This is a genomic window from Vibrio sp. 10N.222.48.A3, assembly GCF_041475345.1.
In the GTDB taxonomy this organism is placed as follows: domain Bacteria; phylum Pseudomonadota; class Gammaproteobacteria; order Enterobacterales; family Vibrionaceae; genus Vibrio; species Vibrio tasmaniensis_A.
This window is the reverse complement of sequence record NZ_JBFRVX010001252.1, coordinates 1-3493: the sequence shown is the minus strand read 5'-3', so window position 1 is coordinate 3493 and position 3493 is coordinate 1. Positions and strand designations below refer to the sequence as shown.

Genomic DNA, 3493 nt, shown 5'->3' with positions numbered 1-3493 from the left:
CCCTATAAACGTCTTAACTGCCCTATAAACGTCTTAATTTCCCTACAAAAAAGGCACTGACCAAAAGCCAGTGCCTCTTCATTAATACCAATCACAGCAAATAACATGTACTGCGTTGAGGCATGACTAAGCCAAGTAAACTTAATTAAAAGCCCAGCAAGCTCTTAGATTGTTGCTTACGGATTTCAGTCTCGTCAGCCCATTCAATCAAGCCAGACTCAAGATCCATTAGGCGCATGGTCATTTTGTAGTATACGTCTTCGTCGCTGCCCGCTTTCTTAACGATGCTTGATAGGTTGCCGTACAACATGTACTGAGCACCAACCATTTTACCAAATTGGATTGCTGAGCTTTGATTTACAAGCTCATCGTTATTTTGGAAATTCAATTGTTCACGAACAGACTCTACACGGTCCATATCAACGAAACGGAACTTACCAGAGTTCAGCATTTTAGTACTGATGGTATCAGTGATTGACTCAGTATCGATGTGCTCACTTGTTTTGTTCTTGATTCGCTCTACGAACACGATTGGACGTTGCTCACGAGTAATATAAGACACAGAACCAGACGCCATCATGCTATCGACCATTTCGCCCGCAATCGTTTGAAGGTCAGTTGAACCGAAATCGATTGTCGTGGTTTCTACTGATTGTGCATCACCGTAGCTTACCTTGTTTGAACAACCGCCTAAAATAACCGCTAAACCTAGTAGCGCAATGACACTCTTTTTCATTTTGTTTCCTTAACTAATCACTAAGCGGGGTTACCCACTCTCTTAAATTTTTGTATTTTCGAATCCTTAGACCCGTTCTATCTCGTCTTTGCTATAAAGCTTGGAACCACTCTAAATATGAGCGGTTCCAAACGAAAGTTTACTGCTCTCTGAACTGAACTCTGAACTGAGTCGCTTTCGGATTTACCGACACTTCCGACAACGAAATACTTTCAAAGCCACGAACAATTGCTTGCTTCCAAGGGCCTTGCTTTAGGTTGACCTCAAGACCAGCATCGTCGTACCAGTAAAAGCGATAAAGGATATGTTGATCGCCTTTATAGTTACTGTTTAAACGCACGATTCCTCGCGTATGACCGTCGACGAGGTCAGTTCGGATATCTTCAACCTGTAAGCGGCTACCCAATACCTTATCACCAAAGAAAACGTTCTGAGTTTGACTATCTACCCTTACGCCAGCTGTATTATCAGCACAACCAGCCAGAGCCATAACCGCTGCTAAGCTCACTAACCACTTTTTCATTACAGCCTCCCTAGCTGTTTATGCCACATTGTTGCATTGTTTCCTTGTCGAGAAATCCACACCAAAGTGGTCTGCCCTTCTCGAATATCAAAGTCATACGTTTTAGCGCCCGCTTCTAACGTATATTGACCACTGTTTGCTACAAACGTGCTGGTCTTTATTTCCGCAGGCAAAGATTGCCAGCTTCGAGTGTCTGGTTGTTCCGTGAATGCATTCCAGACATTGAACAAAATGTTACCGACATCGTTACCTTGAGTTGCTTCTTTACGGATGCGATCTTTCGCGACCACACGTAACGCTTGGCGAATAACAATGCTCGTCATACGTTCAGATAAATCATTCTGCGCCATCGCATTCACATCCGTAATCAAATGCTCAGACAACGGTTGCCCACTGATTCGTAGCGCAGAAAAACGTTCTACGTTTTGGCGCGGGTAATATGGCAGCGCCAGAGAATATATTGCGCCCTGATCGCGACTGTCATAAATAGGCAAATCTAATCGCCAACTGTCCATCGCTTGAACTGCACTTTGTTCTTGAAGCACAATTACTCGCCCTTCGCTTGCCCCTAACTTAGATGACTGTTTGTAGCGCTTTTTCAGTGTTGCTAAATCTTGTCGCATGCCTAAGCGAGCAGCTGTTGCCATGGTTCTATCGATGATTTCTTGGTTATCAGGCATGATGGCCAAAGCACGTCGATAGTCCACATAAGCGCTGTTCAGATCGTTAGATGCTTCGTAAAGCAGGCCAGACAAAAACATCAGATACGCATTTTGCACAGATTGCAGCTTTTTACCCGCATCAGGATAATTCGCAAGAATACTACCCACGTTGGCAGACAACCCTTGAGATTTTGCGTCGCTAGCAGCACTTTCTAACTCAGCTTCACGTTGTTTCTTGGCTTGTTCCTGAACTTGGTTAGCGCGACGCATTTCGATCACCGCACCTTCTAAGTCGTTTTTCTTTAAATAATTCAAACCAAGATATAAATGCAGAAAACCCAACTCATAGTCAGCAGGCACATACTCGGTAATATTGTCATTCACAGCCAACGCGCCGACACTGGTTGCACTGTCTGATACAGAGATCACCGCTTTACTTTGCTGATCTTTTACTGCCTGATCGGCCAGTTCGAGCGACGACTTACTCTCAGGATATTTTTGATCAAGTAGATTAATTCTACCTTTTTCAAAGTTATCAAGAATGTCACCTGCTACGTAATCTGGTAACTCTTGTTGAGCCGTTGAATAATCCCCAGACTTGACTGCTTGGTAAATTTCTTTGTTTTGCGCGCTGTAATGACTGAACAGGCTCCCTGCCGACATATTCGCACAACCCGCTGTCAACGCCGATAACAGGGCAATGGAAGCGAATCTAAACTGGTGCTTCACTTATCGTCTCCGTGCATGTTTAAAATGCCAACTTTGTTAAAAGGATCTTAAGCAAGTGGATACCTTGCTTTTTAGGCTCTACCTAATCGATGCCGATATTCAGACAACAGATAAAAATAAAAGTTGGCATACAAACAACAAATTTTCCAACTCGCTGTTTATGTTAATTAACCATTAACTTGTATTAACGAGATCATTAACTGTTTCGTTAGCTTATTAGCCTTTTAATTAACTCATTAAAAGCGGGCCAAGCGGGCGGCCACCAACCAAATGCATGTGAATATGGTAAACCTCTTGGCCACCGTGAGAATTGCAATTCACAATAAGACGATAGCCGTCTTCTGCAATGCCTTCTTCTTTTGCTAACTTACGAGCAACAGTAAACATACGTCCCATCATTGCTTCATCTTCCGCTTCAACATCATTCGTTGTTGGAATCAGCTTGTTAGGAATAATTAGAATATGACTAGGAGCACGAGGGTTAATATCGCGAAATGCGGTTACTAAATCGTCTTGGTATAGTAGATCTGCTGGGATTTCTTTATTGATGATCTTACTAAAAATGGTTTCTTCAGCCATGTGTCTCTCCGATAAAACATTTATTTTTTAATGCTTTGAGTATGCGCTATGCCGCATCAAACCACAATAAACCTGCTTTAAAGCATAATAAAAAACACCGTTCAAATCAAAAAAAAACACGCCTTACCTCTCAAGAACGGCATATTGGCTAGGACAAAGGACTATTTTTGACGTGTGCGTCATAAAATGCGTAAGCCGAGCTCAATAGAATCCTGATAATTTTGTTAGTTTTGTTTTGACCTGGTATTAGGTCCACATTTATTT

The 3493-nt window shown here is 42.5% G+C and carries 4 protein-coding genes; all 4 read right to left on the bottom strand.

Going from position 1 to position 3493, the window contains the following annotated elements; all coding sequences use genetic code 11:
- Positions 1 to 145: 145 nt before the first annotated feature.
- The 4 genes from lpoB to hinT all read right to left on the bottom strand — a co-directional run bounded on the left by lpoB (position 146) and on the right by hinT (position 3229).
- Positions 146 to 736: a penicillin-binding protein activator LpoB gene (gene lpoB / locus AB4653_RS25420; protein ID WP_009847157.1), complete on the bottom strand. Its 591-nt coding sequence runs from the start codon at positions 734 to 736 to the stop codon at positions 146 to 148.
- A 139-nt stretch (positions 737 to 875) separates the two neighbouring features.
- Positions 876 to 1259 carry a YcfL family protein gene (locus tag AB4653_RS25415; RefSeq protein WP_009847158.1) on the bottom strand — a complete coding sequence of 128 codons (384 nt, stop codon included), beginning with the start codon at positions 1257 to 1259 and terminating at the stop codon, positions 876 to 878.
- Positions 1259 to 2650, bottom strand: coding sequence for a COG3014 family protein (locus tag AB4653_RS25410; protein WP_009847159.1), 1392 nt, complete (start codon positions 2648 to 2650; stop codon positions 1259 to 1261). The genes AB4653_RS25415 and AB4653_RS25410 overlap by 1 nt, the downstream gene beginning before the upstream one ends.
- A gap of 228 nt (positions 2651 to 2878) precedes the next feature.
- Positions 2879 to 3229 (bottom strand): purine nucleoside phosphoramidase, encoded by a 351-nt coding sequence (gene hinT / locus AB4653_RS25405; RefSeq protein WP_009847160.1) that lies wholly within the window; start codon positions 3227 to 3229, stop codon positions 2879 to 2881.
- Positions 3230 to 3493 lie beyond the last annotated feature (264 nt).